This is a genomic window from Terrimonas ferruginea DSM 30193, assembly GCF_000425585.1.
Taxonomy (GTDB): Bacteria; Bacteroidota; Bacteroidia; order Chitinophagales; family Chitinophagaceae; genus Terrimonas; species Terrimonas ferruginea.
In genome coordinates, this window is sequence record NZ_AUDS01000008.1 from 247,455 (window position 1) to 273,727 (window position 26,273).

23 protein-coding genes, 1 tRNA gene and 1 pseudogene are annotated in these 26,273 nt (G+C 46.6%); 10 read left to right on the plus strand and 15 right to left on the minus strand.

Annotation, left to right across the window (positions count from 1 at the left end):
* Nucleotides 1–205: 205 nt before the first annotated feature.
* The gene (locus H608_RS0101045) at nt 206–1,336 is read right to left on the minus strand and encodes a S41 family peptidase (protein ID WP_028786036.1); all 1,131 of its coding nucleotides are present in this window, start codon (nt 1,334–1,336) and stop codon (nt 206–208) included.
* Between the two features lie 336 nt (nt 1,337–1,672).
* Between H608_RS0101045 and H608_RS0101050 the strand changes: the two genes are divergently transcribed.
* From H608_RS0101050 to H608_RS24895, 5 genes and pseudogenes are all read left to right on the plus strand, one after another.
* Nucleotides 1,673–2,548: an SDR family oxidoreductase gene (locus tag H608_RS0101050; RefSeq protein WP_038006600.1), complete on the plus strand. Its 876-nt coding sequence runs from the start codon at nt 1,673–1,675 to the stop codon at nt 2,546–2,548.
* Nucleotides 2,549–2,681: 133 nt separating this feature from the next.
* Nucleotides 2,682–3,608, plus strand: coding sequence for a helix-turn-helix domain-containing protein (locus tag H608_RS0101055; protein ID WP_028786038.1), 927 nt, complete (start codon nt 2,682–2,684; stop codon nt 3,606–3,608).
* Nucleotides 3,609–3,700: 92 nt separating this feature from the next.
* Nucleotides 3,701–5,086: an ATP-binding protein gene (locus tag H608_RS0101060; protein ID WP_028786039.1), complete on the plus strand. Its 1,386-nt coding sequence runs from the start codon at nt 3,701–3,703 to the stop codon at nt 5,084–5,086.
* Between the two features lie 166 nt (nt 5,087–5,252).
* The gene (locus H608_RS24890) at nt 5,253–5,579 is read left to right on the plus strand and encodes a DDE-type integrase/transposase/recombinase (protein WP_081658743.1); all 327 of its coding nucleotides are present in this window, start codon (nt 5,253–5,255) and stop codon (nt 5,577–5,579) included.
* Nucleotides 5,498–5,698, plus strand: a pseudogene (locus tag H608_RS24895) (integrase core domain-containing protein); the annotation flags it as partial. The gene H608_RS24890 and the pseudogene H608_RS24895, both read left to right, overlap by 82 nt.
* A gap of 288 nt (nt 5,699–5,986) precedes the next feature.
* Here H608_RS24895 and H608_RS0101065 read toward each other — a convergent pair.
* The 5 genes from H608_RS0101065 to H608_RS0101085 form a co-directional block, all read right to left on the minus strand.
* Complete coding sequence (locus H608_RS0101065; protein WP_028786040.1) at nt 5,987–6,496, minus strand: hypothetical protein; 510 nt, start codon at nt 6,494–6,496, stop codon at nt 5,987–5,989.
* A gap of 182 nt (nt 6,497–6,678) precedes the next feature.
* Nucleotides 6,679–6,752: transfer RNA gene (locus H608_RS0101070), tRNA-Asn, on the minus strand.
* An 89-nt stretch (nt 6,753–6,841) separates the two neighbouring features.
* Nucleotides 6,842–10,078 carry an error-prone DNA polymerase gene (locus tag H608_RS0101075; RefSeq protein ID WP_028786041.1) on the minus strand — a complete coding sequence of 1,079 codons (3,237 nt, stop codon included), beginning with the start codon at nt 10,076–10,078 and terminating at the stop codon, nt 6,842–6,844.
* Between the two features lie 210 nt (nt 10,079–10,288).
* Nucleotides 10,289–11,791 (minus strand): Y-family DNA polymerase, encoded by a 1,503-nt coding sequence (locus tag H608_RS0101080; protein WP_028786042.1) that lies wholly within the window; start codon nt 11,789–11,791, stop codon nt 10,289–10,291.
* A 2-nt stretch (nt 11,792–11,793) separates the two neighbouring features.
* On the minus strand, nt 11,794–12,522 hold the full coding sequence (locus tag H608_RS0101085) for an ImuA family protein (RefSeq protein WP_028786043.1): 729 nt from the start codon (nt 12,520–12,522) through the stop codon (nt 11,794–11,796).
* A 234-nt stretch (nt 12,523–12,756) separates the two neighbouring features.
* Here H608_RS0101085 and H608_RS0101090 point away from each other — a divergent pair, with 234 nt between their 5' ends.
* From H608_RS0101090 to H608_RS0101100, 3 genes are all read left to right on the plus strand, one after another.
* Nucleotides 12,757–13,080 carry an ArsR/SmtB family transcription factor gene (locus H608_RS0101090; RefSeq protein ID WP_028786044.1) on the plus strand — a complete coding sequence of 108 codons (324 nt, stop codon included), beginning with the start codon at nt 12,757–12,759 and terminating at the stop codon, nt 13,078–13,080.
* 9 nt (nt 13,081–13,089) lie between these two features.
* Nucleotides 13,090–14,028, plus strand: a complete 939-nt coding sequence (locus tag H608_RS24215; RefSeq protein ID WP_081658745.1) for an SRPBCC domain-containing protein — start codon at nt 13,090–13,092, stop codon at nt 14,026–14,028.
* A 69-nt stretch (nt 14,029–14,097) separates the two neighbouring features.
* Complete coding sequence (locus tag H608_RS0101100; protein WP_028786046.1) at nt 14,098–14,877, plus strand: hypothetical protein; 780 nt, start codon at nt 14,098–14,100, stop codon at nt 14,875–14,877.
* Nucleotides 14,878–14,883: 6 nt separating this feature from the next.
* On the opposite strand, the gene H608_RS0101105 is transcribed toward H608_RS0101100, so the two are convergent.
* The 5 genes from H608_RS0101105 to H608_RS0101130 all read right to left on the minus strand — a co-directional run bounded on the left by H608_RS0101105 (nt 14,884) and on the right by H608_RS0101130 (nt 21,820).
* The gene (locus H608_RS0101105; protein WP_028786047.1) at nt 14,884–16,197 is read right to left on the minus strand and encodes a TolC family protein; all 1,314 of its coding nucleotides are present in this window, start codon (nt 16,195–16,197) and stop codon (nt 14,884–14,886) included.
* Between the two features lie 29 nt (nt 16,198–16,226).
* Complete coding sequence (locus tag H608_RS0101110) at nt 16,227–18,515, minus strand: peptidase domain-containing ABC transporter (protein WP_211227008.1); 2,289 nt, start codon at nt 18,513–18,515, stop codon at nt 16,227–16,229.
* On the minus strand, nt 18,493–19,665 hold the full coding sequence (locus H608_RS0101115; protein WP_028786049.1) for an HlyD family secretion protein: 1,173 nt from the start codon (nt 19,663–19,665) through the stop codon (nt 18,493–18,495). The genes H608_RS0101110 and H608_RS0101115 overlap by 23 nt, the downstream gene beginning before the upstream one ends.
* A gap of 74 nt (nt 19,666–19,739) precedes the next feature.
* Nucleotides 19,740–19,940 carry a hypothetical protein gene (locus H608_RS0101120; protein ID WP_028786050.1) on the minus strand — a complete coding sequence of 67 codons (201 nt, stop codon included), beginning with the start codon at nt 19,938–19,940 and terminating at the stop codon, nt 19,740–19,742.
* A gap of 461 nt (nt 19,941–20,401) precedes the next feature.
* Entirely contained in the window at nt 20,402–21,820 is a 1,419-nt protein-coding gene (locus tag H608_RS0101130; protein ID WP_028786052.1) for an RtcB family protein, read from the minus strand.
* A gap of 196 nt (nt 21,821–22,016) precedes the next feature.
* Between H608_RS0101130 and H608_RS0101135 the strand changes: the two genes are divergently transcribed.
* A complete protein-coding gene (locus H608_RS0101135) occupies nt 22,017–23,033 on the plus strand; it encodes a helix-turn-helix transcriptional regulator (protein WP_028786053.1) in 1,017 nt (338 codons plus the stop codon).
* Between the two features lie 82 nt (nt 23,034–23,115).
* On the opposite strand, the gene H608_RS0101140 is transcribed toward H608_RS0101135, so the two are convergent.
* Nucleotides 23,116–23,595, minus strand: coding sequence for a DinB family protein (locus H608_RS0101140; protein WP_028786054.1), 480 nt, complete (start codon nt 23,593–23,595; stop codon nt 23,116–23,118).
* A gap of 108 nt (nt 23,596–23,703) precedes the next feature.
* On the opposite strand from H608_RS0101140, the gene cysC reads away from it, so the two are divergent.
* Nucleotides 23,704–24,237 carry an adenylyl-sulfate kinase gene (cysC, locus tag H608_RS0101145; protein ID WP_038006604.1) on the plus strand — a complete coding sequence of 178 codons (534 nt, stop codon included), beginning with the start codon at nt 23,704–23,706 and terminating at the stop codon, nt 24,235–24,237.
* On the opposite strand, the gene H608_RS20835 is transcribed toward cysC, so the two are convergent.
* From H608_RS20835 to H608_RS0101160, 3 genes are read right to left on the minus strand one after another with little or no spacing between them, the layout of a single operon-like run.
* Entirely contained in the window at nt 24,195–25,175 is a 981-nt protein-coding gene (locus H608_RS20835) for a sulfotransferase family protein (RefSeq protein ID WP_162142829.1), read from the minus strand. The two genes, cysC and H608_RS20835, sit on opposite strands and share 43 nt — an antisense overlap.
* The gene (locus tag H608_RS0101155) at nt 25,160–25,837 is read right to left on the minus strand and encodes a Fe2+-dependent dioxygenase (protein WP_028786056.1); all 678 of its coding nucleotides are present in this window, start codon (nt 25,835–25,837) and stop codon (nt 25,160–25,162) included. The genes H608_RS20835 and H608_RS0101155 overlap by 16 nt, the downstream gene beginning before the upstream one ends.
* A gap of 53 nt (nt 25,838–25,890) precedes the next feature.
* The gene (locus H608_RS0101160) at nt 25,891–26,223 is read right to left on the minus strand and encodes a Rieske (2Fe-2S) protein (RefSeq protein ID WP_038006605.1); all 333 of its coding nucleotides are present in this window, start codon (nt 26,221–26,223) and stop codon (nt 25,891–25,893) included.
* Nucleotides 26,224–26,273: the final 50 nt, after the last annotated feature.

Below are 26,273 nucleotides of genomic sequence, written 5' to 3' on the forward strand. Positions count from 1 at the left end.
ATTTTATGACTATACTAAACTTAGCATGGTATTGAAATGACAAGTCGCGGAATTCACTGGCAGCCAGGCATGAAAAAAGCTGCAAACATTAATGCAGCTTTGCCCCGATGAAGAGTTATTGAACTAATTCCGTTAACGCAATACCAGGTAATATATCATGCTCTTAATCATAATAACGCTGAATGCCAATGCTGTTAAAAGGTGGTCATCGGCCACCTGCTTGTTCCAACTGTTCCTGGATAAACCTGATCTTATCCTTTCTTTGTGGATCGATCTTTACAGTTGGTGTAATACCGATATTATCGATAGGATGGTCCGGCAATCTTGTAGAGCGGGCAATGGGTATGACGAGGTTAAAGTTATCATCAGGAATATCGAAAAAATGGGCATTATCATAATCGAGAATACCCGCAGAATTTTCTCCGTAAACGGTTACTTTTTTGCTCTGCATGGCGGTCAATAAAAAAGATTCTGCCGAGCTTGCACTATTACGATCTATTAATATGGCAATATGATTGGGATATGCATAGACAGAATCAAGCTTGCTTTCGAAATACTTCTTGCCATAAGGATTTACATATCCGGAAGGGTTGGCCTTCATCAGACCGATCAGGCGCAGCGTAAACTCTTTTGCAGTAGCTGAAAGGTCTTCATCTTTTAAACTTTCGTCGAGAATTTCAATATTGCTTTTTGAAGATCTGAATTCATCCGGGTATGTCTTAACCGGTGTTGTATAAATAAAAGGCAGGAGATTGCTGAACGCGTAGTCAGTACCTCCGCTATTACCCCTGATATCGATGATCCAGTTCGATGTTTCACTCAACCATGTTTCGTTTGCTGTGATCAGGCTATCAATTATGCCTTTTTGATTCCATTCAAATGAAGGTAGTCGTATCAGCAAAGTAGAGGGGCTCAACTTTGTGATGCTGCTGGTAGTGGACAATACTTCACCGGTTGAGGGAGAACCGGCGGGCTTACTAAGCAGGGCATTTAGTCTTTTTACAGCGTCAGGATTTTTCTCCCGGTATCGCCAATCCAGTTGAACCCGTAAATGGCGATCCTTAAAATAATTTGTCCAGGTCCGTAATAGCAGATAGCAGGAATCTGTGGTATTTGAGGTCTGTGCTTTCTGGCGTAATCCCTTGGTAAATGCATTGAAATCTTTCCGTGTATCCTTTTTTACTTTATCGGGAAAGCCAGCATAACTCGCTGTCACCCGGCCGACCATCGTATCAAAATTTGCCAGGCAGTCGCAATCCTGTGCTTTTAAATGCTGGCTGCATAATATAAGGATGCAAAAAAGGCTGGCTTTCAGGGCAGTAATCATATGATACATACGGTTGAGAAGGGTGTTTTGTTACAGGAACGACGGCCAGGCAGCAAAAGAAGGCGCAGGTTCACAGATTTACAACAATGCAGCGCGCGCAACAGGAGGCTTTGTGTTATGGCAGCGGAAGAATAAGTGCTAATCACTCTGAATGCTATCTGACTTTATTTCCCGAAGCCGGCTAAGGAAAAAGAAATCCGCAGGCCACAAAACCCGTACGTTAGCTGTTACTCGTACAGGCCAGTACCCCATTTCATCATTTCTTTTTGCCTACAACAACCTGAACTTTGGCTACAACTGTTTTTTCAATGGTGCGGAACTTTGTTCCAACAAAAACACATTAAAATGAAAATATTTGTGACAGGAGCTTCGGGCTTCATCGGTTCTGCGGTAACCAGGGAGTTGGTCGGTGCAGGACACCAGGTAGTTGGTTTAGCCCGCTCAGACGAATCGGCAAAAAAAATCCGCGAGAGCGGAGCAGATGTTTTGATCGGCGACCTTACTGATCTGGACGTGTTAAAACAAGGCGCGTTAAACGCTGATGGTGTTATACACACAGGTTTTATTCACGACTTTTCCCGGTATGAAAATGCGGCGGCAATAGATAAGACTGCTATTGATACTATGGGCGAGGCTTTAATCGGTACAGATAAGCCCATAGTGGTATCGGCCGGTATTTTAGGTTTGCCCCTTCACGATGGATTTGTAACGGAAGAAAGCGTAGCAAAATATTCCATTCGTTTTTCGGAGGCAGCAGCTTTAGCATTAGCGGAAAAGGGCGTACATGCCTCGGCCGTTCGTTTATCACCATCTGTACACGACAAAGGAGATCAGGGGTTTGTGCCGTTTATCATTTCACAGGCTCGTAAACATGGTGTTTCGGCCTATCCCGGAAATGGGACGAATCGCTGGTCTGCCGTACACCGCTTAGATGCTGCAACATTATTTCGTTTGGCCGCAGAAAAAGCGGCAAAAGGTGCTTTATATAATGCCGTGGGTGATACGGACATTGAAATTAAAAGAGTGGCCGAATTAATAGGTGAAAATCTCAACCTACCCACAGCATCTTTATCAGAAGAGGAAACCGCCGCACATTTTGAATGGATGAGTCGCTTTATCGTGTTTGACAATCCGGCAACCAGCATAAAAACACAGGAGCAGCTGGGCTGGCGGCCGAAACACATAGGATTGTTGGAAGACATGCAACAAAACTATTTTTAGCGTAAACGCATTGCATAAAATATATTTACATAACAGGAATTTGCAGCGGATGGCCTGATAATTAAACATTAGATGGTATCGCTAAGAACCTGTATACGTGAATGAGCAAATTCGACTACTATAAAGTGGTTATATGGAGCCAAATCGAACGGTACGAATAAAAACCATCAGCGAATTTCACCAATTGAGAGGGTTACCCAAGCCTGATCATCCGCTGATCAGCATTGTAGACTATGCTTCCATAAAACGCCCTCCAGACACCAACGAAGTAAACTGGATCTTTGACTTCTACCAGGTTTCGGTTAAACGGGGCATTGAAGGAATAATGAAGTATGGGCAACAGGAGTATGCTTTTGATTTTAATGAAGGAGTTATGTTTTTCATTGCGCCTAACCAGGTTTTTAAAATCCAGTTAGGCAATCATACTACCAAAGAACGTTCCGGGTGGATGTTGCTTATCCACCCGGATTTCTTTTGGAATACCTCATTGGCCAGGAACATTAAGCGATACGAGTTTTTTGATTACTCGGTAAATGAAGCATTGTTTCTGTCAAATAAGGAAGAAAAAACATTGAATGGGATTATTGACAACATCCGGCAGGAGTATCATTCCAATATTGATCAATTTAGTAAGCAGATCATTGTCTCACATATTGAAGCCTTACTCAATTATTCTGAAAGGTTCTATCACCGTCAATTTATTGTAAGAGAAAAAGCCAATCACCAGATTTTGGAAAGACTGGAGGATTTGCTTGCCCGCTATTTTGACAATGAAGAACTGATTTCAAAAGGTGTGCCTACGGTACAATATATTGCAGAAACCTTAAACGTATCGCCCAAGTATCTAAGTGGTCTATTGAAAGTGCTTACCGGGCAAAGCACACAGCAACATATACATGAAAAGCTGATAGAAAAAGCCAAAGAAAAATTATCTACCACTCATTTATCGGTCAGCGAAATTGCTTACGAATTGGGCTTTGAGCACTCGCAATCATTTAGTAAGCTATTCAAGACGAAAACCAAATTGTCCCCTTTGGAGTTCAGGCAATCGTTTAATTGATGTGTAAGTATCCCTAATTTCGTTACGATTTATTTTTAATATATCCCTAATTTTAATACAATTATATTAAAATAATACCCTAACTTTGTTACATGTTTCGGAGGGATATTTTGGAGGAGTTGCAAAAATGGCGTCATCGGGATGCCCGAAAACCTTTAGTTATCCGGGGCGCCAGACAGGTTGGAAAAACAACGGTGGTGCGCCAGTTTGCTGCTGAATTTGAGCAATATCTTTATCTCAATTTAGAGCTTCCCGAAGACAGGAAACCCTTTGCGGAATTCAGCAATTTTGATACCCTCCTGCAGTCCTTATTTTTCCTCAAAAACCTTTCGTTTGCAAAAAGAAAGGAGACGCTCATTTTTATAGATGAAATCCAGGAAGTTCCTGAAGCCTTACAGCAGCTTCGTTATTTCTATGAGGAGGAGCCGGACATCCCGGTTGTTGCGGCCGGATCAATGCTGGAAAGTCTGTTCAATACAGAGATTAGTTTTCCGGTTGGAAGGGTAGAATACCTGGTAATACACCCAGTTTCTTTTCCTGAATTTTTAGGGGCCGTTGACGAAACAGCAGCACTTGAACAACTAAAGAACATTCCGTTGGCGGACTTTGCACATGATAAACTAATGCAGCTATTTCGCACTTACTGCGTGATTGGCGGGATGCCTGAGATAATCGAACAGTATGCGAGGGATAAGGATCTGACTGCTTTAACTACTACCTATGAGTCACTCCTGGTTTCTTATATGGACGATGTAGAAAAATATGCGGCAAACAACGCACAGGCGAATTATATCCGACATGCCATTCGTTCTTGTTTTGCCGAAGCAGGGAAACGAATAAAGTTTCAGGGGTTTGGCAACTCAACTTATAAGTCAAGGGAAATGGGCGAGGCATTGCGCACATTGGAAAAGGCCTTGCTAATTCACCTGATCTATCCACAAACCAGTCCTGTACTTCCGCTTCAACCTGATTATGAAAGATCGCCACGGCTGCAGTATTTAGATACAGGGATGCTGAATTATTTTGTCGGCATACAGAAGGAAATAATAGGAACAGCAGATCTTAATTCAGTATATGGCGGTACAATGATAGAGCACATTGTCGGACAGGAATTACTGGCAAGACAATATAGTGCCTTACATGGTCTTAATTTTTGGGTAAGAGAGAAAAACACGGCCGTAGCAGAGATAGATTATTTATATCAGTATGACGGGAAGTTGATACCTCTTGAGGTAAAATCAGGAGCCAACGGCCGATTACGTTCTTTACATCTGTTTATGGACATGGCTCCGCATAATATGGCCATACGATTCTATGCAGGTAAGCTAAGTATTTCTGTTCTCACAACATCTGGACAAAAGACATTTTATTTATTGAACCTTCCTTATTTCCTGGTGTCACAAATTGAAAACTACCTGCCCTGGTTTGAGGAGGAGATAAAGAAGATGGCAATGGGTGAACGTAAAAACGAAGCATGATAAATTTGTATTGTTTAACTGTTTATGTCGATCCCGGTAGTTTTTTACAAGTTTTGTTCAAAGGACAATAAAAAAGCGGCCACATAAACTATCACTACTTCTTCCTATGCTTCCCTGCTGTCTCGGAAATTCTTCCAAAACGTCGGTATGATCCAGCGACCTTACTCTGGTAAACAGCAGAAGGTTCAGACTGCAGAATATCATCGATGATTATAACCGTGAGTCGCTGGCTATCGAAATCGATACTTCGCTGCCAGCACTCAGAGTGATCCGAACACTTGAACAGTTAATAGAACGAAGAACAAAACCAGCGCGAATACGTGTAGACGATGGTCCCGAATTTATCAGTGACAGATTGCAACAATGGTGCGATAACAAACAAATCAGGCTACAGTTCATACAACCAGGCAAACCTATGCAGAACGGATTTGTAGAACGCAACAATGGTTGTTTAAGGAAAGAATTACTGATGCTTATTTGTTTTACAGCCTAAGGAAAGTACGGCAAATGGCTGAGGAGAGGCAGCACGATTACAACTACGAAAGACCTCACGAATCGCTGGGAAATGTACCGCCGGTTGAATTTATTAATCCAACCTTTTTTGAATACTAAAAAACTGAAAACTCTAATTACGAATGGCCCGAATATAGGGGGAGCTTACAGAGCTATTTAATAAACAATTTTAGTGGGACGATAGATATTTATATACTTTACTTAACTGTCCGTTTTTGATCCTATTATTCGTTGGCGTAAAATTGTTAAATTGACTTTGCAGAACCGGTTGTGCTTGCGTTTGATTTGCCGCGAAAGATATTATGTGACTTTAAATGAATTCCCTTTTCAAATTCAGAAAATCTTAAGTTGCGCTGCTTTGCTGATTTACAGACTTTAAGTGAAATCTTAGAGTAATCGTCCGTCTACCTTATCAAGTATGAAATCTCGCCATCCTCCAGGAGGATCCCATTCACCAGTGCCGAAAATTTTCCCATTATCAAAATTTTTAATCAAAACACCATCAACTCCAAGATCAGTGTTTATCCATAAGATTGAACCTTTCTTAGTTACACAATATATGCTTCCAGCACTTGAAATGTAGAAGGAATCAGAATCAAAGTACAAGTGGGAAAAATACCCATCCATTTTTATTGCCGCCAAATTTAAGTCCTGCTTCAAGTCGTAGAGATAGAAATACTCTTCATAGCCAACAGCCAAATATTCTTCCAGAATCGAAGCCTGCCTGAAGGGACTGCAATGATATTCGAACCTGATTTCGAAGACATTTAGTATGGAATTCCCCTCACGACAAATCAGGTAGGAGATATTGGGAAGTAATTGGATGTTACCGCCGGAAATCAATTTGACTGATCCTCTAAACCCACTTGGTACTATTGGGGAAAATTCAAAATCCATTTTGTTAATCTTATTAATTACTTCTATACAGCTAAATTACGCCAATCTATTTCTAGTCGCTTTGGTGGTTTAACACGTAAGTGCATTGTGAGATTTGCAATTGAAAAGGTTAGTTAGTATTAAGAATAGTAGATAATAGGCAAATAAAAAAGGGGCAAACAGAATTGCTTGCCCCTTTCTTGCTCCCCCTGCCCGACTTGAACGGGCGACCCTCTGATTAACAGTCAGATGCTCTAACCAACTGAGCTAAGGAGGAATTTTTCCCCTTTCGGGGCAGCAAAAATAGGGATTTTCAAACATTTAGCACAGCGAAACGCATTTTTTTTAAGACTTTTTCCACCATTCCTATTTAAAATTCCGCGCCTCCGGTATCCGCAGATCCGGACCGCCCCTCTCCGCTTTCAACCGCCGCACATCCTTCCGGTAGTCCGGCAGCTCGCCATCCTTCTCGTCCGCACGGCTCAGGGTCAGCACCGGCAAGTCCTCCCGCCCGCCACCGACCAGACCGGCCATCAACCTGGTAATATTATGACACCGCTCCGCTATGATGTGCACCACCTCACCCTCCCTTTGCAAACGCCCCTCGATCATCAGCAATTTCGCCTGCAGAATTTCCTTCCGGTCCCGTTCAAACAGGTTGGCAAAGACTACCGCATTTACTACCCCCGTTTCATCTTCCAGCGTCACAAAACAGACCCCGCTGGCCGTACCCGGCCGCTGACGTACCAATACCAGTCCCGCCACTTTCACTTTTTCCTTGTCCTTCACCTGCTCCAGATCAGCCGCCGACCGGATCCGTAACAGTTCCAGTTTTTCCCGCACAAAACTCACCGGATGCGCCTTGATCGATAATCCCATGCTCCCGTAGTCCCGCACCACCTGCTCCGATTCACTGATCTGCGGCAGCGGGATTGCAGGCTCCTGCTCCGTTTCCGATGCCTGGCCGGCAAATAGTTTTTCCGGGTGATCCGTTAACGCAGCCACCTGCCACATCGCGGCCCGCCGGTCCATGCCCATCGACCGGAAAGCATCGGCTTCGGCCAACCGCTCCAACGCATTCACCGGCACACCCGCATCACATAATGCCCCTACCGTACGATATCCCTCTCCGCGCCGCGTTGTAAGCATTTCCATATCATCTTCCCGCAATCCTTTTACCTGCCGGAAACCTAACCGCAATACCTTATAGGCACCCGCCTGCTCTTCGAGTGTGTTGTTCCAGTACGAGTGGTTCACATCCACTTCCTTCACCGTTACGCCATGTTTTCTTGCATCGATCACCAGTTGCGCCGGCTGATAAAATCCCATGGGCATACTGTTGAGGATGGCCGCCGCAAATACATCGGGGTAGTAACATTTGATCCAGGAAGAAATGTATACCAGCAGCGCAAAACTCACAGCATGACTTTCCGGAAATCCATAACTTCCAAATCCTTCCAGTTGCCGGAATACACGTTTAGCATAGTCTTCTTTATAGCCATTTTTTATCATGCCGCCGATCAGCTTCTGCTCAAACGCACTCACTTTACCATGCGCTTTGAACGTAGCCATACTTCTGCGCAGTTCATCGGCCTCAGCCGGCGTAAACCCTGCGGCCACAATAGCAATCTTCATCGCCTGCTCCTGGAACAACGGCACACCCAATGTCTTGTTCAATATGGCTTCTAACTCTTTCGACGGATACGAAACGTCTTCCAGCCCATCGCGTCTCCTTAGATACGGATGCACCATGTCTCCCTGTATTGGCCCCGGTCTTACAATGGCCACTTCTATTACCAGGTCATAAAATTCTTTTGGTCTTAACCGCGGCAACATCGATTGTTGTGCGCGGCTTTCAATCTGGAACACCCCGATCGTATCGGCGTGGCTGATCATTTCATATACTTTCGGATCATCCTGCGGAATACTTGCCAGCGTATGATCGATTCCATAATGCTGTTTCAGCAGGTCGAATGTTTTCCGGATACAGGTGAGCATGCCCAGTGCCAACACATCCACTTTCATAAAGCCTAAAGCATCGATGTCATCTTTGTTCCATTCTATATTGATGCGGTTTTCCATGCGCGCATTTAGTAATGGACACAATTCCGTAAGCTTTCCCTGCGTGATTACAAATCCTCCGGTATGTTGCCCCAGTTGCCTCGGAAAACCCATCATCTGACGTGTCAGTTGCAGTACTTTTTTCAGATGCTGATCTTTCGAGCTTAATCCTGTTGCTTTCAGGCGCTCTTCGTCGTACCATTCATCCGAATAGGGTTTCACCAGCCCAGAAAGTTTTGCCAGCAGATCAGGCGATAGTCCCATGGCTTTCCCCACATCACGCAGTGCCCCCTTCTGATGTTGCTGGGTGACGGTAGCCACAATTGCTGCGCGGTCGCGGCCATATTTATCATATACATATTGGATCATTTCTTCGCGGCGTTCGTGCTCAAAGTCTACGTCGATGTCCGGCGGTTCATTACGCGCAGAAGAAATAAACCGTTCAAACAACAGATCGAATTTTGTCGGGTCTACAGAGGTAATGCCGAGACAGTAACAGATCGTTGAGTTGGCGGCGGAACCGCGTCCCTGGCAGAGTATACCGCGGCTGCGTGCTTCACGCACGATATCGGCCACCGTAAGAAAATAGGGCGCATAGTTCATCTCCCGCACAAACGTCATTTCATGCTGTATGTTTTTTACGATCTTACCCGGTACTTTTGCTCCGAATAAACGTCTCGCTCCTTCCCAGGTCAATTGTATCAAACGCTCCAATGCCGGCTGGCCATCAGTGATCTCTGCCGGATATTCGTATTTTAATTCATTCAATGAAAACGTACAGGCTTCCGCTATTTCATTCGCGCGTTCGATCGCATCCGGGTATTGCCGGTACAAGCGCTGCATTTCCTCCACCGGTTTCAGGTATCGTTCTGCATTGGCATGCAGCCGGAAGCCTGCATCGTAGATCGTACATTTCTCGCGAACACAGGTGAGAATATCCTGCAATTCTCTTCTTTCCGATTCGTGATAGTGCACATCATTCACCGCTACCAGTGGCAGATCGTATTGCTGCGACAATTGCCATAGCCGGTGCATTTTCTTCAGGTCATCTCCCTGGTAATATCTTGCCGCCGCGAGATATAGTTGCCTGCCCAATATTGATCGATATTCTTCTAGTGCAGCAACGAAAGAGGTGTCATAGTTGAACGTGTGATCGAGTTGGTCAGGAGGAACGACTATCAGTTTCATGCCTTCCGCATGTTCATACACATCTTTTTTATACAATTCGCATTGTCCTTTTTCTGTACGCAGATTGCCTTTGCTCAGCAAGACACAGAGTCTTGCATAGGCATATTTGTCTGTAGGATAGGCAAGTAAAGAAGGACCGTCACGCAAGTCCAGTCTTGCAGCGGGAATAAATTTTATGCCTTTCTTTTTTGCTTCCACATGCGCGCGTACAATGCCCGCCAGCGTATTGCGGTCTGTGATGGCAATAGCTGTATATCCAAGCGCCGCGGCCTGCGCGATCATTTCTTCGGGGTGCGATGCTCCGCGGAGAAAGGAGAAGTTAGACGTTGTTTGTAGTTCGCTGTAGCAATTCAAAGTGTCACACTGAGTTTATCGAAGTGTCAAAAAAGCAAAGTCGTGAATAGTGATCCCGAAGCCTCGGGAGTCGTGAATGTTTTTCCACGCAAAGGCGCTAAGATTTAAGCGACCGCTCCTACCTCTATTACCAGTTCCTGAAAACACGAACATGGGCTGATAACGGCTGTTTTACTTACTACTTATTACTTAAAACTTATAACCTTTCCCTCACGCGAAGATTCCATGCAAATACCAATGCCTTTGTCTCTTCGCGTCATAATGCCCGTCACGGAAGATCCAGAACCTTACTCCCTCTTCATCTTCCACTGTATAGTAATCACGGTGATCACCGGACTGCAGCCACCATTCCTGTTCAATGCGCTCAGGACCATCGGCTCTTTTTACCTTGTGCAGTTTTCCTTTATACCGGAACAACATCGGCGGATAATCGGGTACCGGTGCCGTTACTTCAATGGATACGGGTCTCGGAAAAAGACAAACCGGTCGCGGACGCTGAACAGGCACCGGCCATTCATTGTTCTTATTTTCGGCAAACGGTTCAATGCGACTGTATGCCCTTTCCGGCCAGTAATGCGCCGCCGGTTGATAACGATGTATCATTCCTTTTCCCAGCTTTCCTTCTATCCGGTCCAGCAATTCTGCAAGCACAGCTTTGTCGGAACTCCCTCCGTCCCATATGCGCTGTTGCTCAGGCTCAGCATCATCCACACGCGTGGCCTCTAGTATAAATAATTCAAATCCAAGATCTGGCTGCAGCGTATTTATTTTTAACGCTAACAGCTTTTGCAGATGCACCGGCTGTATTGAAGGACGTGTGGTATTGATTTGTATTTGTTGCACATGTCCATCCACTCTGAAACATTTCAACACCGCTTCACGTACTCCTTTTCCTTCTTTTGCCAAACGCTTGCATAAGCTGTCCAATAGTTGTTCTATGGCTATCTCAATACCAGTTGCGCTGACGATCGGATCGAGACAGGGCAATCGCTCTGCATAAGGAACCGGCGGCACCAAGGGTTCCAGGTGTTCTATTGCAAAACCCAGAGCCTGATCGAGCCGCTCCAATAAGGTGGAACCAAAGCGACGTTGCAATGCTCTTCGCGGCATACCCATGAACCGGCCGATCGGTTGAAGTCCGAGCTGCAACAGTTTTGCTATAACCGTTTCTTCCAGTCGCAGCGCCTGCGGCGGCAACGATTGCATTGCTTTCAGTTGTTCGCCTGGTGCAATCCATTTTTCATCGGCATATCTGGCCGCGGCCCATGCAGCTCCAATCGTATCCGCCATGGCCGCACGCGCAGCATAACCCCAGCGCCGTAGACATTTTTCTATCGCCTCCAGGTAGGGTTGTTCGCCACCCCAGAGATGTGCACAGCCACTGGCATCAAATAATAACCCATCAGGTTGGTTCATCGCAACAACCGGCGTGAACCGTATACAGGCAAATCCTAAAGCCTGAATTATTTTTTCCAGCAACCCATTCTCTTCTTCAATGATCTCCAACTCCGGCACCAACGCCCGCGCATCCGTGATGGTCATGCCTTTTTGCAGACCCGCTGCCTCTCCTTTATAGTTTACTTCACCGATGATGCGACGGTTACGTTCCACGCATTGAATGACCACCGGCCTGTTCGCCCGTTCGGCATTCCGCCGCGTATACCAATCTGTCTGTGGGTAACACAACCACACCGCCACATACCGTGTACTCATGGTTATCCTGTTTTTCGCATCGGTATAATTTTTTTCGCAGGAACAGTTTCTTCCTTAAACGCAAACTGTCCGTCCCGCCACGTTATTTCCCAACTTCCCGGCTTACCATTACGTACGCGCAGCAATTCCACTTTCCAGCGCGGAAATCCTACGCCCGGCAGATCATCGTCTATTGATCCCGGCAACGATCGTATTTGCCAACGCGCAATAGAAGTACTGTCAAGCACACGCGGTTGCGGGCGTATGATCAATGCCGTAACGCCACTCGTCTCAACCGCTAATTGTAACCGGCGCGACGATGTAAAATCGAGTTGACGTACTTCTGCCACCACCACATTCAGCGGGGTACATTTCAACGCTTCCTCCAATGTCCATAACACATCTTTTTCGCGTCGCAGATCTGCGAACAGCATTTGATGAACCGGTATACCAAATGCGGCCAAGGCAGGAGGATATATATTTCTGGCAGCACTTATCCATAAAGATGGATTGTCCTTTTTCAATAGCGTATGCAACAGACCAGTAATAAATCCCGATGTGGCAGCCATGTCTTCTGCACGTGCCGCTATGAATTCATGCACCGCTCCTGTAGCAAATATGCCATTGGGAAATGCGCTGTTCAACGGACCTAACGCCGGTTCTGCACATGCGCCGGTGAGCGGCCGGTAACCCTGCCAGCGCAATAACTCCTGCCGGAGTGCAGCAATATGTTCGGCATTGAAGGCGGACATCTCATCAACATTTCAAAACAAAGCTAAACTATTTAGCCATTAATTACTAAGTAATTTAGTCATATAATATGAGGTTTTTTCCGGCTCGGTTACCCGGCAATAAGTCAATAAGTGAATAAGTCAATAGCAACAACTCGTTCATGCTCAGGCGCAAAGCGATCAGATGCCTCTTTTGATTTTTTAATTTTGAATTTGACTTATATTTGTAACCGAACGGTTACAAATATATTTTTTATGCGTCGAGATGTTTTCCAGGCCATAGCAGATCCTACACGCCGCGCCATCATTGGCCTGCTGGCCAGTCAGTCTTTGAACCTCAACGCCGTAGCAGACCATTTCCCCGTCAGCAGGCCCGCCATTTCCAAACACATAAAGATCCTTACCGAATGCGGACTCATTCATGTGCGCAAGGAAGGACGCGAACGATATTGCCAGGCCAACCTGCACCAGCTTCAGCAGGTATCCGCCTGGATAGAACAGTACAGAAAGTTCTGGGAAACCAAACTCGATGCACTCGAATCTTTTCTCAAGGAACAAAACCCCAAACCTTCATCTTAATTTTTTCCTATGGCACATCTTGGTCAACTCAGCCGGCAGCCCGATGGCTACAAAGTTGTATTCGAACGGTTACTACCCCATTCCATCCAACAGGTATGGAAAGCGATCACCGATCCCGCACAACTTCGTTTCTGGTTTACCGATATTGAAATGGACTTTCGTCCCGGCGGCAAGATCAGTTTTCATTTTGCCGATAAAGACCATTCCGTTTCGTACGGTGAGATCGTACAGATCGATGAACCACATCTGTTTTCCTGGACATGGGAAAAGGAATTAGCCGAGTGGAAACTTTCCGAGGTGTCTGCCAATAGCACCCGCCTCGAGTTAACGTATAGCAAACTCACTGATGATTTTGCCGTGAAAGCTCCTGCCGGTTTCCATGATCTGCTCGATCAACTGGAAGAACGGTTGAGTGGCAGCGATACTGTTCATACATTGGGAGAAGACGATCACCAGTCAGATACCGCATTGAGTTATGCCGCTGTTGCGTATGAAAAGTTTCCCGACCTTATAAAAAATCAACCTGTTGTCACCGAACGTACAATTCCCGTAACGGTTGAGCGCCTGTGGCAGGCATTGACAGACAAAGAGCAATTGCGTCAATGGTTTTTTAACCTCGATGATTTTAAACCCGAAGTCGGATTCCGCTTTCGTTTTCCCGGCACCGGCCACAAGGGAGAACAATACATTCATATTTGTGAGATCACGGATGTCGTTCCGTTGCACAGGTTACAGTTTAGCTGGCGCTATGATGCACATCCGGGTTACTCCATTGTAAACATTGAGTTGGGAGAAAAAGATAATCAGAGCTGGATAAGGCTCAGCCATCACGGCATTGAAACATTTCCCAAAGGACCCGATTTTGCTGCGGAAAGTTTTCAGGGTGGCTGGAACGAAATCATTGGTAAGATGCTGCCGGATTTCCTGGCAAAAGAAAAAACGGCATAAATCACTGTTTCGGTGGATTGGCAAAACCGGGCAGTTACGCATTTTTACGGATCATCAAAATCAATAAATATGCGTTTCTGCCTGGTTTTTTTATTGGTGGCCTGTTTTGTCGCCTGCCGGAAAAGTAACGGGGATCGTTCTTCCTCTCCCTATCGTGTGGTTTCCGCCATTCATCACCTTAACGGCGAGACAGATACCACCCGTTATACCTACAACGGACGAAACGTTGAAATCCGGCAGGTTTACAGCCGCACACCGTCCGATGTGTATCTCTCCCGCTATATGTTTGAAGGAAGCGGTTACCGCCTTGCTGGTTTCACGGGTTCCACCCCAACTCAATCCGGCTGGTTCCGCACCGGTTCAAATGGTTATATCGATTCAAGCCGTACGATCCGGCAAAACGGTACGATCAATAACACCTTGTTATATCAATACGATAGTGAAGGAAAAGAAATCCGTAACCAGGCAGATTGGGGTACGTATAAAAATGATTACAGGAAATTTTACCGGGACGGTAATTATAGTTATTGGTTGAATGATTACACCAATGTATCCAATCCGTCATTAAATCAACGCGACTCCATTGCATTTGAGTTTTATACCGATAAACCTCAAAAAGATTTTTACAAAGGTCATTTACCCGATATGTATGGCAAGCCTGTTACCCATCTCGTTAAAAGCCGGCGCTATTACAATATGAACCGTAGCGGTGAACTGTACCAGCGCTGGGAGTATAATTATCTCACCGATGCGCAGGGATATGTTACGCGCGAAGTGTGGCTTATCTACACTTATCCCGGTGAAGTTTTATCCCGCAGCGACACGACGTTTTATACTTATGGCCGGTAATAATTATTACCAATCGCCATTGCTGTAATACTCGAGCACCTGTTGTTTTAATACCAGGTCGTATTTGGCAAGGATCATATTTTGCCGGGCACGATCGAGGTTATTTTTTGCCAGCAGGTAATTCAGCGAGCCGTCAACACCGGTTACAAAACGCGCTTCTGCGGCTTCATAAGAAACTTCGTAAGCGCTGATCTGTGTTTGCAGTGCCTGATATTTTTGTCTGGCATTAACCATGGCCACATCGGCCCTTTCGATCTGCCGCCATATTTCTGTCCGGTTGGCTTCTTCCGCTAAGGCCGTACGTTTTCTTTGTACATCTGCCAGCTTTATTTGATTGCGGATAGCCCCACCGGTAAAGATGGGTATGCGTATTCCCAGGTTGAGGGTGGCAAAGCGGTTGTTCCAAAACTGATCGCCGAAAGCCACTTTATCGTTGGCGATTCGTGCCGAACTTGCGTATACCGTCTGCACCGTTCCGCCAAGGATCACCTGCGGATACCGCAGGCCTTTTGCTGAACGCCAGCGATAAGCCGCACTCTCCGAACGTAACTGCGCTGCACGTACCTGCGGCAACACGCCAAGCGCGCGGCTATACACATTGCCCGCTCCCTGACTTACAGCTTTCGTCATGCCATCAATATTTATAGCCTGCAAACGGATATCCTTATTATAGGGCACATTCATGTGCTGGGCCAATTCCATTTTATACCACTCCAATGTATTCTGCAAATCAACAATAGCGAGTTGGTCATTCTGCAATTGTCCCTGCAGGTCGCTCACCTGCGACGCGGCCGTTACGCCTTTTTTCTTCCGCAGCTCAAGACGTTTAAGCTGTTCCTCGCTGGCGAGTGCCTGTTTGCGTACAGCCTCGAGTTGTTCGGCGGTGCTCAATACCTGCAGGTAAGCAAGCGTAACATTCAACCGTGTTTGCTGGCGCACGGTTTCGATATCGAGTTTGGAGGCATTGGCTTCGAGTTGCTGCTGCTTTACGTTGTTGCGGATCGAGTTTCCACTAAACAATGTAACGGAAGATGACAGGCCATAACTACCGAAATCAATCGTGCGCTGTACATAGTCGTTCGTAAACGGATCCACATTGCGTCCGAAGTTCACGCCCTGATTCACACTACCATAAAGGTCAGGCATCATGGAAGCTTTGGCGATATCCGCATTGCGATCGGCAGCTTCGGATGCCAGCCGTACATCCCGCAAGGGAATATTACGCCGGAGTGCGGTATCGATACATTGTTGAAGCGTTAAGACCTGTGCCGTACAAGCGGCAGACAATAACAGGCAAATGATAAGCGTTGGTGTTTTCATATCTGCAATGAACTGGTTTTAGAAATTTTTCATTTGGGACTTATTGCTTGTTCAGTATCCGTTTTCTTTCTCCGCGTTTTTTTCTGTGCCGGAAACTGACGCTCCCACAAACCACTGTAGGCGCCTTTTTTCTTTAACAACATTTCATGACTACCTTCTTCTACCAGCTCACCTTTATGCAATACCACAATCTTATCGGCAAAGACCACGGTGCTCAGCCGGTGAGCAATAATGATGATTGTTTTCCCTTGTTGTTGTAATTGGGACAATGCTTCCTGTATATATTGCTCGGATAAAGAATCAAGTGAAGAGGTGGCTTCATCCAGTACGAGGATTTCCGGATCGCGGTAAAGCGCGCGTGCGATAGCGAGGCGCTGCCGCTGTCCTCCGGAGAGGTTTACGCCATTTTCTCCCAGCATTGTATCAAAGCCGCCCGGCAGCGACTCGATCATTTCCAGGATGCCGGTCTCTTTGCAGATGCGGATCACCTTGCGTATGTCCGGCTCAAATTCCCCAACGGCGATATTCTCCAATACGGTACCTGCAAACAAGTCGACTTTCTGCGGCACGACGCCTACCACAGACCGCAGGCTGCCCGGACTGATATATTTCAGGTCATATTCCCCAATATGAATGCTGCCTGACTGCAGGGGATATAGATTCTGCAGCAATGCCAACAGTGTCGTTTTTCCGGAGCCGCTTTCACCTGTTATGGCGGTTACTTTTCCCGCAGGAAACGTAACAGAAAGATTGGCAAATACGCTGGCCCTGGTGCCATAGCGGAAGTTCACTTCCTTCAGTACCACATCGCCTACCATGTCTTTTTCCAACGTGATCTTATTCTCATATTCTTCGCGATCAAGATCCATGATCTGGAATAAACGGTCAAAAGCAATGAGCGCATCCTGCATGATCTTGTTCATGTTGATCAACGAAAGCACGGGGCCGGTGAAGTAACCGACAAGCGCATAAAAAGCCAGTAACTCGCCGGGTGTAATGCCGCGGTTCAACACAAAGGTGGCTCCCGTCCATAGCAACACCACGATAAACAATCCCGATACAAAACTGGTAGCGGCATTGATGCCGGCGGTGTTGACGCCGGATTGATAAACGGAACCAAGCAGTTTGACAAACCGGTTTTCCGTTTTCACATTGGCATACTCTTCCAGTGAAAATTGTTTGATCGTGCTCACCGCATTTACAGACTCCACGAGTTGGGCGCCCAGCTCTGCATTGTCTTCCATCAATCGGCGTTGTGTCCGCTTGTTGATCTTATTGGATAAATAGTAGATAACAGCATAGAGCGGAATTACCACCAGCATGATCAGCGCCAGCTTCCAGTAGGAGGTAAACATCAATACAAATGCAAAGACCAGGATAAAAAGATTAACGGCAAATGATACCAGCGCTTCGTTGATAAATACACGGATTTTGACAGCATCGTTCAACCGGGAAATGATTTCACCCGTACGCATAGTATCGAAAAACGATTGCGGTAATCGCAGCAGGTGTTTATAATAACCCAATATCAACTGTGCATCGATCTGTTGACCGGTTTGCATGGTCAGCAATGTGCGGGTGTAATTAATGAACAGTTGAATAAGCAGGATGCCGATCATCACCAGGCTCAGTGTGTTGAGCAGATTTTGATTTGAATCGGGAATAATGTTGTCAATTATTTTTTGCAGAAAAATGGAAGTGCTCAGTCCGAGTATGGTATAAAAAATAGCGCCGATTAACACTTGTATCAGCAATAAGCGATGCGGGCGAAGTAATTGCCAGAGGCGTGTGAGTGGCGGCACGGTATGATCTCCTGCCTCAAATGCCGGCAGTGGTGCCAGCAAAACAAGAATACCTGTCCACAACTTTCTAAAATCCGCATGTTTGATGGTGGTATAGGTGCCGCTTCCCGGATCCATTACCTGTACGGCTGTTTCATTCACTTCATATATTACCACGTAGTGATGCAGGCCATTCGGCAAAACCACATGTGCGATAGCGGGCAGTGGTATTTCAAAAACACTTTCCGCTTCGCCTTTCACGCCTTTGGCGGAAAAGCCCAGTTGTTGTGCTGCTTCGATGAGTCCGAGGACATTGGTTCCTTTTTTATCGGTGGATGCCAACTGGCGTATGCGCGCGATCGGGTAGCGCAGCCCGTACCACGCGGCTACGGAGGCCAGGCAGGCAGCTCCGCAATCTGTAAGATCCTGCTGGCGTATTACAATTCCCTTACGGCGTCTGCGCGACGCGTTCATTTTTTTGCCAAGCCAATTTGCCAGCCAGGAAGTCCGTTGTTTATTTTTTTGCTGTCGGGCCATTGGTTACATCGTTTGGATTGAGCCAATCTTCCAATTTATCTGAAAGCAATTGAAACAGCGAGCGTCGGGCAATTTTGAAGCGGACCTGTATGGTCATGCCTTTTTTTAATTGCCCGGCATATCCATTGTTCAATTGCAGTTGTGTCTTGTCTAACCGGCACCGGACTTTGAAATAGGGTTGTCCTTCTGTGGTGAATACATCGGGCGAAATTGATTCCACTACTCCTTCCACATCACCCCATGCATTGTAATTGAAGGCATCCACCTGCATCTTCACGTTTTGTCCTGTACGGATGAGCGCAATATCTTTTGGCAGCACATAAGCTTCTGCCAGTAATCCTCCTTCCGGTGATATTTCACCGATCACTTCACCACTTCCAACTACGTTGCCGGGCTGAACGCCTTTCAGCCCCTGCACGGTGCCATCTATTTGTGCCTTGATTTCATACTGCGCTACATATTCTTCATTGATACCGAGCTGGGCCGACAACTGCTGAAGCTGGTTGTTGAGGTTCGTAAGTTCTGTCTGCCACAAACTCTGCTGTTGTTGTTTGATCAGTGCGGCCTCGCTTTGCGCGGAAGTCTTTTCGAAAGATGCTTTATCGTATTCGAGGGCCGATACAGCTTTATGTTGATAGAGATAAGCAAACCTGTCGAAGTTTTTAACGGCCAGGCTGACCCGGTTGTTCACTTCGGCGAGCCGCTGGAGATAATACCTGTATTGTTGTTGGTAAACGGCGGACGACAAAGAGTCGTACCGGCCGCTAGTGAGGAATCGCAGATCGTTTACCTGAGCTTCCAATTCTTTATATTGTTGTGCAAGCGCTGCATTTTTTTGTTCGAGCGCCGCAGAACGTATTTTCATAAGTGGTTGTCCGGCTTTCACTACGCTATTCTCCTGCACATACAATGAATCGATAACACCATCGGTACCGGTTCTGATCTCGTTTCGTTCGGTAAGTGATTTGATGGTTCCACCACTTTTAACGGTTACGTCTGTATGAATAACAAACAAAAGAATAAAACAAGCGAACACGGTGAAAAGTATCGTCAGATAGATGATACGTGTAGGACGATTGGTCCGTGATAAATGCTGTTCCACCGAATGGGGAATCGCAGCGAGGGGTACTATTTTCCGGGCAGATGACATAGGAAATTTTGAAAAGAATATAAAGGGATAAACAAGTTGTTTATCCCTTTATATATATTAAGCCTGGTGCGGGCTTAGTCGTTAGCGAGGAAATTCAGATTAAATGCATCACCAAGCATAAAGCTGGTTGATTCACCGTCGTCGTTTGTGTGCTGGAATCCCAGCTGGAAGCCATTACTGATGTTGAGCATTCCGTTGTCGCCGCCCAAAATACCACCGATGAAGCCACCGTTTGTTTGTTGTAATTCCTGGGCATTAAGTTCTCTGGTTTTCATAACTTAAAATTTAGACTGTGATGCCTACTCATTTTGAAAAGGGGTTTTCGGCTTTGTCCCCTGCATGTTCAAAGGCCTCTGAAACATGTGAAGCAGAAACCCAAAGCCATGCCATACCAACCCTTTCAGAACTATATTTTTTTTTGAAAACCATATCAATTTTGTATTCGTATATCGGCGCCGGACAAGGGTTTCAGCCTGTGCATAAAAAAATAATCCCTCTATGAAATCCGGAGGCATCTATGCTTCGTTTATAAGTGGTTCGCTTTTGTTGCAACCAATCATTATAAATAAATAACCCGCTATAACAAGCGGGTTATTTTGTTTTATTCATTCTCCTTTAATGTATGAATTGTCCTTTACCAGGAGAGGAGGAAGAAGCATTTCTCACATTTTCTCATGGCCCCGCCGGAGGCGGGCACATTTCCACATTGTTTAATCCGGGTGTGGCCGGATTAAACTCAATCTTCCCTGCTTCCATCTGCCGCCATGCGCACGAGTCGCGGTTTAAAAGTAGCCACCACATCTACCAGATCTGTTTGTGCAGCCATTACCTGGTGAATATCTTTATATGCCATCGGCGCCTCATCCATTCCACCGCCGATCAATTCCACTTCATTCGCAACAAGCGCCGCTTTTAATGCTTCTTTTGAAAGATTTTTTACCGCGGCTGTGCGGCTCATCTGACGACCTGCGCCATGAGAAGCAGAGTTGATCGCATCGGTTTCTCCGCGGCCACGTACCAGGAAACCTGGCGCGGCCATAGATCCGGGAATGATGCCCATTACTCCTCTTGCAGCCGGCGTCGCTCCTTTGCGGTGTACGATTACTTCTTCTCCATTCAGTTGTTCTTTCCAGGCAAAGTTGTGATGGTTCTCCACTTTCGCCAAGACCTGTGCTCCTATGGCTGCTGCCATTTTATTATGGATCACTTCGTGGCAGGCAGAGGCGTAATCACCGGCAAGGTTCATCGCTTCCCAGTATTCCTGTCCTTCCTGTGTATCCAAACCCAGGTAAGCCAGGTTCACTGCTTCGTGTGGTAGCTGACAGATTTTTTTGGCGAGCTGTGTGTAGTGGCCGGCAATGGTTGCGCCGAGTCCGCGTGAACCGGAGTGTGTCAGCAATGCAATATAACGTCCTGCCTGTAACTCCATTACCTCATCGGGTTCGGCTAATTCGAGTACACCAAATTCTGCAAAGTGATTTCCTCCGCCGGATGTTCCCAACTGCGACCAGGCACGGTCTTTCAGATGCTGAACAAAACTGTTCATTCCAAATGAAGCATTATCCAGCACGGCATGTTCTGCACGCGCAGCTCCTTTGTATCCCTGACCTGCACCGAAGATGGTTTGCGCGATCAGTTCGCGGCGAAACCGGTCTTTATTTTCGTTAAAATAATTTTCCGGAATATCATATATCGATAACGCCATACGGCATCCGATATCCACGCCCACTCCATAAGGAATAACCGCATTCTTCGTCGCCAACACACCGCCGATCGGCAGGCCATAACCCGCATGTGCATCGGGCATAAGGGCGCCCGCCACGGCTACCGGTAGTTTAATAGCAGTGTCCATCTGCGCGCGGGCACCCTTCTCGATGAAGCCTTCTCCATAGATGGCGTAGGTTGGTGGGGTGTTATTTAAAGAAATGATCTTGCTTGGTTCTTCTCTTTCTGCGATCAATGCCGCCGCTACATCTTTCATCAAAGGGTCTTCCAATGCAGCTTCCGGGTTTTCCAGTACCCTTTTATATAGCGCGAGCATTTCTTCACGGGTGAATTGATTTCTTTTTTTGTTCGCTTTTAAGGCTGTTCCCAGTGCCGGTCCCTGAGGGTATCCGAGGTCCAGCAGATCGTCTCCATTGATTCGTTGTGTCATCTTCTTCTGTTTTTAATCCGGAAAAACATTCATTGTCTTTCACAACACAAAAATGCATACCCAGGTACGCAACCGAACTGCGCAGTGAAATTAATTGTCAAAAAATCCTTTTTTCGACGGATATAGATTAAAAATATTTTCCCGTTTCACTTAACTGCGCAACTGTATTGCGCAGTTAATGCCTTTTCTTTGTCTTATGGCCGTGAATAAACTTGCATTGTTACGTTACAACACCATTGATAAATGTCTTTCCAATCGTTATCGCCAGTGGACATTGAATGATCTTATTCAAAAAGTATCTGAGGCGTTGTACGAACAGGAAGGCATTAGCTCAGGCGTCAGTAAAAGAACCATACAGGCCGATCTCGAACTGATGCGCAGCAACAAGCTTGGTTACAATGCTCCTATTGTAGTATTGAACCGCAAGTTTTATACCTATGAGGATGCGCGGTACAGCATCCACCGTTCGCGTGTGACACCGGCAGATATGGAAAAGATGAACGAGATGGTGAGTGTGCTGCAACAGATGAGCGGCTTTGATTATTTTAAGGACATGACTGATATTATGGCGAGGCTGCAGAATTCGTTACAGAACGCTGCAGGCAAGAGTCCGGGTTATATTCAGTTGGAAAATAATCATCGCCTCAAAGGCATCGAACATGTCGGGCCATTGTACCAGGCGATTTTGAAGAAAATCCCGCTGCTCATCCGTTATCAATCCTTTCAGCAGACAGAGCCGAGAGAGCAGGTTTATCATCCTTATCTGCTTAAAGAGTACCGCAACAGATGGTTCCTGCTGTGCCGGCCAAGGCAAAGCCAACACCTCCTCACGCTGGCCCTCGACCGCATGATTGATTTCATGGAAATGTCGCCGCGTGATTTTGTTCCTTACGAAGGCGTGGACTTCGAGCGTTATTACGCAGATTGCATCGGTGTAACGAAAAATAGTAAGGACCGCCCGCAGAAAGTTATTTTAAAAGTTGACAAGGAAACAGCTCCCTACGTATTGACAAAGCCGATTCATCATTCACAACAATTATTGCACGAAGAGGAAACGGGCATAATCATCCGTATCGATGTCGTATTGAACTTTGAGCTGGAAAGGGAACTGCTGGGTTTTGGAGAATGCATAGAGGTGAAAGGTCCGCTCAGGCTAAAGAAGCGCATGAGCAGCCGGCTGGAACGGGCGGCAAGGCAATACAGGAATGTATAAATGTGCAGGCGTTTTCACATTTACACATGGCCCCGCCGGAGGCGGGCACATTTACACATTTTTTAATCCGGGCGGGGCCGGATTAAACCTCCCTCTCCCGTAATTCTTTCAGCAATTGCCTGATTGCTCCGAGGTGATAGGCCATGTGCGGTACAAAGGCCAGCACGCCGGTCTCGAGCTGGACGTCAGACCAATCTTCGCGTTCTTTCACTTTATCGCGGAAGGCTTCTGCGCGGTCCTCGATCTGCTCCAGTAGTTTCAACCAGTCCTCTTCGTCGAGGTCTTTGGTTTTCCAGCTATCTGGCCATTTACCCGTGGGTGTTTCACCATTCAAAAATGTCAATGCAAAATCCAGCGCCCAATTAACATGGCCGGCATGCGAAGCAATGCTGATACCGTCTTTGCGCAGCGGCGTAGACGCTTCCTTACCTGAAAGTTCCTGGAGAGAACGCAAAATTCCCTGACCGGGATCGCGATCGATGATCCAGGTATACTCGCCGGTTCTGCCGATCATTATTTCTTCGAAAAGCGTGAGGTAGGCTTTTAATGAAAAAGGATGCATAGGAGTAATAATGGTTTTAGGGATGAACAATTTAATTCATTTCAGACAAATAATATTCCCGCATTTGCCCAGGCGCCTGCGATAATGTATTTTGTCCCAAACTTTTCTATGATCGTTCAGTTCACCGGGTTGTCCGGTGCCGGTAAATCTTCTCTGGCTCAACAACTGCGCCAGATCGCGCAGCCCGGTCACGAAGTAGTGATCGTCGATGGTGATGCCTACCGGCAGACCCTTTGCCGGGACCTCGGATTTTCAAAAGAAGACCGGATGGAAAATATCCGTCGCCTTGGCGCAGAAGCGGCCAGGCTCGACGCAACCGGTAAGATCATCATCATCGCCGCCATCAATCCTTTTAATAGTGTAAGAAAAGAGTTGGAAGAAAAATACAACACTCTCACCGTCTGGATTCGCTGCGACATTCCCACTTTAGTGCAGCGCGACACAAAAGGTTTGTATCGCAGAGCGCTGTTGCCGGAAGATCATCCGGAAAAATTGCACAACCTTACCGGCATCAATGATCCGTACGAATCGCCGGAATCCGCACACCTGATCCTCGACACCCATTTACAATCACTGGAAGAGTCGGCGCAGGCACTTTATCATTTTCTATTGGATAAACGCCAAGCCTCCAGCGCTTCGTAAGCTTCTACAGCAGCAGAAAATTTCTCCGGATCAATAGCCATTTCGCTGTCTCCTTTAAAAGATTCATCGGGATATTTTGCATGGTATTGTGAGCGTTCCTGCCAGATGGCACGCTGTTCTTCAGTGGGCGTTATTCCAGTAGCCACGCTGATCTTTTCCATCATCGATAGCACGCCCTCGCCATAGTTAACGAGTACGGCATGCTTATCCTGCTGTGCAATCGCTAAAAAAAGCTGATAATATTTTTCGAGCACCGCACCCATGTATTCTTCTCGGCTTGCCAACTCATCTTTGATATCAAATAGCCGTGCAGGCGACAATCCCTGCACGGCGTGCATGCCCGGATTTTTTTTCTGCGAACGGATAACGGCCGCCGGTTCGCGGTACAACAGTATCAGCGGCAAGGCAGGAAACAGCTCGCGGTATTCTTTGTAGTAGAACATGTGCCAACTGTCCGTCTTAATGAAAAAACGTTTTTGTGCGGGATGACGTTGATGCGTATAAAAGTCAATGGCTGCAGACAACAAAGCCGTGTCCGGTACATTGATATCAATGCCATTTTTCCCCATCAACAATTCATCGAAGAAAGGAACTTCCGACAACACAATATTTTCTTTTGATGAGGCAAGCAATTGCGATACCAGCGTGGAGCCGCAGCGCGACACATGAAAGATCAAAGCGCCCGGATCAACCGGGTTCGTATAGGCCTGCCATTGTTTCAGCGCATCAGCATCGCTCACCGATCGTTTCAACTGCGAATTCTGTGATGCCTGCTGACACATACCTATCGTGCTGTCAAAAAAAGGTTCGGTAAATTCTTTTTCACCAACATACAACCAACGGCACAAGGCCTGGCCATTGTCTTGCACGAGGCGATAAGGAATCCAGTCGAGGAGCGCGGACTTGCTTTGCTGATCCATGATTATAAGTCCGCCCACATGCGGAACAGGTTACTGTGTGTTTGAAGAAGTAATTGTGTTTCGGGTGCCTGCGGTGCGCGTTGATGCAGCATGGCATGTACCTGGTTGAGTTGAAACAATATCTGCCGTTGCTCCGGTGATTTTACATTGCTTTGAATCCAGGTAACGGCGGCCACACGTTCGCCACTTGTTACTTCATTCACGCAATGCAGGAACTGACAGGGATAAAGAACGGCGTCACCTTTGGCGGGTTTGAAATTGAATACGCCACCGCCTGTTTGTAATACGAGTTCACCACCTTCATAAGTTGAAGGATCGCTGAGGAAGATCGTCATGGCGAGATCGGTACGTATGGCCGGGTTGCCCATAACAGGACTATCCACATGCCAGCCATAGTAACGGCCCGGGCCGTATTTGCTGATCAGCGGAGGAAAGATTTCTCCGGGCAATGCCGCGATCTGGAATAGTGGACTTTGCTGAAGAGCCTGGTGAATAAGGCTGCGGATTTGTTCGAGTATCGTCGTTTCTCCGGCATCGAGCTGCAGGTTGTTTTTCACCTCTTTTGCGGCCATGCTGGCGGTAAGTTTGCCGTCAACAAAATTTGCGCGGGAAATAAGGTTCTCGATTAATTCGAGTTCACCCGAACGAAGCAGTGCTGGGATATGAATGAATTGACTCAAGGGAAAGGGTTTTGGTTCAAAAGAGCGTAATCGTTTTACGCCTAAAAGATACATCATCCCCACCAACTCGCTTGTTCCATTTCCACAAAAACACCGTCTTCTCTCCATTCCACTTTCCAGCGTTTGAGAAAATATCCTTCACCGCTGGTGTTTCGTCCGGTGCGCATATCGAATTTGTACCGGTGCAGCGGGCAAACAACCTGTCCCATGGCATCGATATAACCATCGGCCATGATGCCGCCGGCATGCGGGCATTTATAAGCAAAGGCAAACAGTTCCTCGCCATGGCGACCTATGCAAAAAGTTTTGCCTTTCACTTTAACCACGGCAATGCGGTTGGTAGCGAAATCAAGTTCGTTGGGATGTTCGGCGATTTTGTGCCACATGTGAGGAAAATTCAAACGTAAAATTGGAGACCCGAATCGTCAATCGTGAA

Coding starts and splice junctions, on each gene's coding strand:
- H608_RS0101045 (WP_028786036.1), bottom strand. CDS start 1,336: ATGTATCATATGATTACTGCCCTGAAAGCCAGCCTTTTTTGCATCCTT.
- H608_RS0101050 (WP_038006600.1), top strand. CDS start 1,673: ATGAAAATATTTGTGACAGGAGCTTCGGGCTTCATCGGTTCTGCGGTA.
- H608_RS0101055 (WP_028786038.1), top strand. CDS start 2,682: ATGGAGCCAAATCGAACGGTACGAATAAAAACCATCAGCGAATTTCAC.
- H608_RS0101060 (WP_028786039.1), top strand. CDS start 3,701: ATGTTTCGGAGGGATATTTTGGAGGAGTTGCAAAAATGGCGTCATCGG.
- H608_RS0101065 (WP_028786040.1), bottom strand. CDS start 6,496: ATGGATTTTGAATTTTCCCCAATAGTACCAAGTGGGTTTAGAGGATCA.
- H608_RS0101080 (WP_028786042.1), bottom strand. CDS start 11,791: ATGAGTACACGGTATGTGGCGGTGTGGTTGTGTTACCCACAGACAGAT.
- H608_RS0101085 (WP_028786043.1), bottom strand. CDS start 12,522: ATGTCCGCCTTCAATGCCGAACATATTGCTGCACTCCGGCAGGAGTTA.
- H608_RS0101090 (WP_028786044.1), top strand. CDS start 12,757: ATGCGTCGAGATGTTTTCCAGGCCATAGCAGATCCTACACGCCGCGCC.
- H608_RS24215 (WP_081658745.1), top strand. CDS start 13,090: ATGGCACATCTTGGTCAACTCAGCCGGCAGCCCGATGGCTACAAAGTT.
- H608_RS0101100 (WP_028786046.1), top strand. CDS start 14,098: ATGCGTTTCTGCCTGGTTTTTTTATTGGTGGCCTGTTTTGTCGCCTGC.
- H608_RS0101105 (WP_028786047.1), bottom strand. CDS start 16,197: ATGAAAACACCAACGCTTATCATTTGCCTGTTATTGTCTGCCGCTTGT.
- H608_RS0101110 (WP_211227008.1), bottom strand. CDS start 18,515: ATGGCCCGACAGCAAAAAAATAAACAACGGACTTCCTGGCTGGCAAAT.
- H608_RS0101115 (WP_028786049.1), bottom strand. CDS start 19,665: ATGTCATCTGCCCGGAAAATAGTACCCCTCGCTGCGATTCCCCATTCG.
- H608_RS0101120 (WP_028786050.1), bottom strand. CDS start 19,940: ATGAAAACCAGAGAACTTAATGCCCAGGAATTACAACAAACAAACGGT.
- H608_RS0101130 (WP_028786052.1), bottom strand. CDS start 21,820: ATGACACAACGAATCAATGGAGACGATCTGCTGGACCTCGGATACCCT.
- H608_RS0101135 (WP_028786053.1), top strand. CDS start 22,017: ATGGCCGTGAATAAACTTGCATTGTTACGTTACAACACCATTGATAAA.
- H608_RS0101140 (WP_028786054.1), bottom strand. CDS start 23,595: ATGCATCCTTTTTCATTAAAAGCCTACCTCACGCTTTTCGAAGAAATA.
- cysC (WP_038006604.1), top strand. CDS start 23,704: ATGATCGTTCAGTTCACCGGGTTGTCCGGTGCCGGTAAATCTTCTCTG.
- H608_RS0101160 (WP_038006605.1), bottom strand. CDS start 26,223: ATGTGGCACAAAATCGCCGAACATCCCAACGAACTTGATTTCGCTACC.